Annotated in this window: 1 rRNA gene; it reads right to left on the bottom strand. The window is 54.2% G+C overall.

The annotated features are described in order from the left end of the window. Positions 1-1,767 (bottom strand): 23S ribosomal RNA (locus A3848_RS26080); the annotation flags it as partial.

Here is a 1,767-nt window from a genome sequence, read left to right as displayed (position 1 = left end):
TGGGAAATCTCATCTTGAGGGGGGCTTCACGCTTAGATGCTTTCAGCGCTTATCCCGTCCGTACGTAGCTACTCAGCCATGCTCCTGGCGGAACAACTGATGCACCAGCGGTACGTCCATCCCGGTCCTCTCGTACTAAGGACAGCTCCTCTCAAATTTCCTGCGCCCACGACAGATAGGGACCGAACTGTCTCACGACGTTCTGAACCCAGCTCGCGTACCGCTTTAATGGGCGAACAGCCCAACCCTTGGGACCTACTTCAGCCCCAGGATGCGATGAGCCGACATCGAGGTGCCAAACCTCCCCGTCGATGTGGACTCTTGGGGGAGATAAGCCTGTTATCCCCAGGGTAGCTTTTATCCGTTGAGCGATGGCCCTTCCATGCGGTACCACCGGATCACTAAGTCCGACTTTCGTCCCTGCTCGACTTGTTGGTCTCGCAGTCAAGCTCCCTTATGCCTTTGCACTCTTCGAATGATTTCCAACCATTCTGAGGGAACCTTTGAACGCCTCCGTTACTCTTTAGGAGGCGACCGCCCCAGTCAAACTGCCCGCCTGACACGGTCCCCGTACCCGTTTAGGGTACCAGGTTAGAACCTAGATACGATCAGGGTGGTATCCCAACGGCGCCTCCATAGAAGCTTGCGCTCCTACTTCTACGGCTCCCACCTATCCTGTACAGATCGTACCCAAATTCAATATCAAGCTGCAGTAAAGCTCCATGGGGTCTTTCCGTCTTGTCGCGGGTAACCTGCATCTTCACAGGTATTAAAATTTCACCGGATCTCTCGTTGAGACAGCGCCCAAGTCGTTACGCCATTCGTGCGGGTCAGAATTTACCTGACAAGGAATTTCGCTACCTTAGGACCGTTATAGTTACGGCCGCCGTTTACTGGGGCTTCGGTTCACAGCTTCGGATTGCTCCTAACCGCTCCCCTTAACCTTCCAGCACCGGGCAGGCGTCAGCCCGTATACTTCGCCTTGCGGCTTCGCACAGACCTGTGTTTTTGCTAAACAGTCGCTTGGGCCTTTTCACTGCGGCCCCCTCGGGCTATTCACCCTACCGAGGCACCCCTTCTCCCGAAGTTACGGGGTCATTTTGCCGAGTTCCTTAACGAGAGTTCTTCCGCGCGCCTTAGAATTCTCTTCTCGCCTACCTGTGTCGGTTTGCGGTACGGGCACCTTCTCCTGGCTAGAGGCTTTTCTTGGCAGTGTGAGATCATGACCTTCGCTACTACAATTTTCGCTCCCCATCACAGCCCAGCCTTAATGGTGTGCGGATTTGCCTACACACCAGCCTCACTGCTTAGACGGACATCCATCAGTCCGCGTCACTACCCTCCTGCGTCACCCCATCGCTCATAGCGGATTACGGTGGTACAGTAATTTCAAACTGTTGTCCTTCGACTACGCCTGTCGGCCTCGCCTTAGGTCCCGACTTACCCTGAGCGGACGAGCCTTCCTCAGGAAACCTTGGGCTTTCGGCGGATCAGATTCTCACTGATCTTTTCGTTACTCATACCGGCATTCTCACTTGTATGCTGTCCAGCGCTCCTTACGGTACACCTTCAACCCACATACAACGCTCCCCTACCCCAGATGCAAAGCATCTAGCCATAGCTTCGGTGGTGTGTTTAGCCCCGTTACATTTTCGGCGCAGAGTCACTCGACCAGTGAGCTATTACGCACTCTTTCAATGGTGGCTGCTTCTAAGCCAACATCCTGGTTGTCTGTGCAACTCCACATCCTTTCCCACTTAACACACA

The organism is Paenibacillus sp. P32E (assembly GCF_001909085.1).
GTDB lineage: Bacteria > Bacillota > Bacilli > Paenibacillales > Paenibacillaceae > Paenibacillus_AQ > Paenibacillus_AQ helianthi.
Note: the sequence above shows the minus strand (reverse complement) of the source record. Positions and strands in the feature narration are given on the sequence as shown.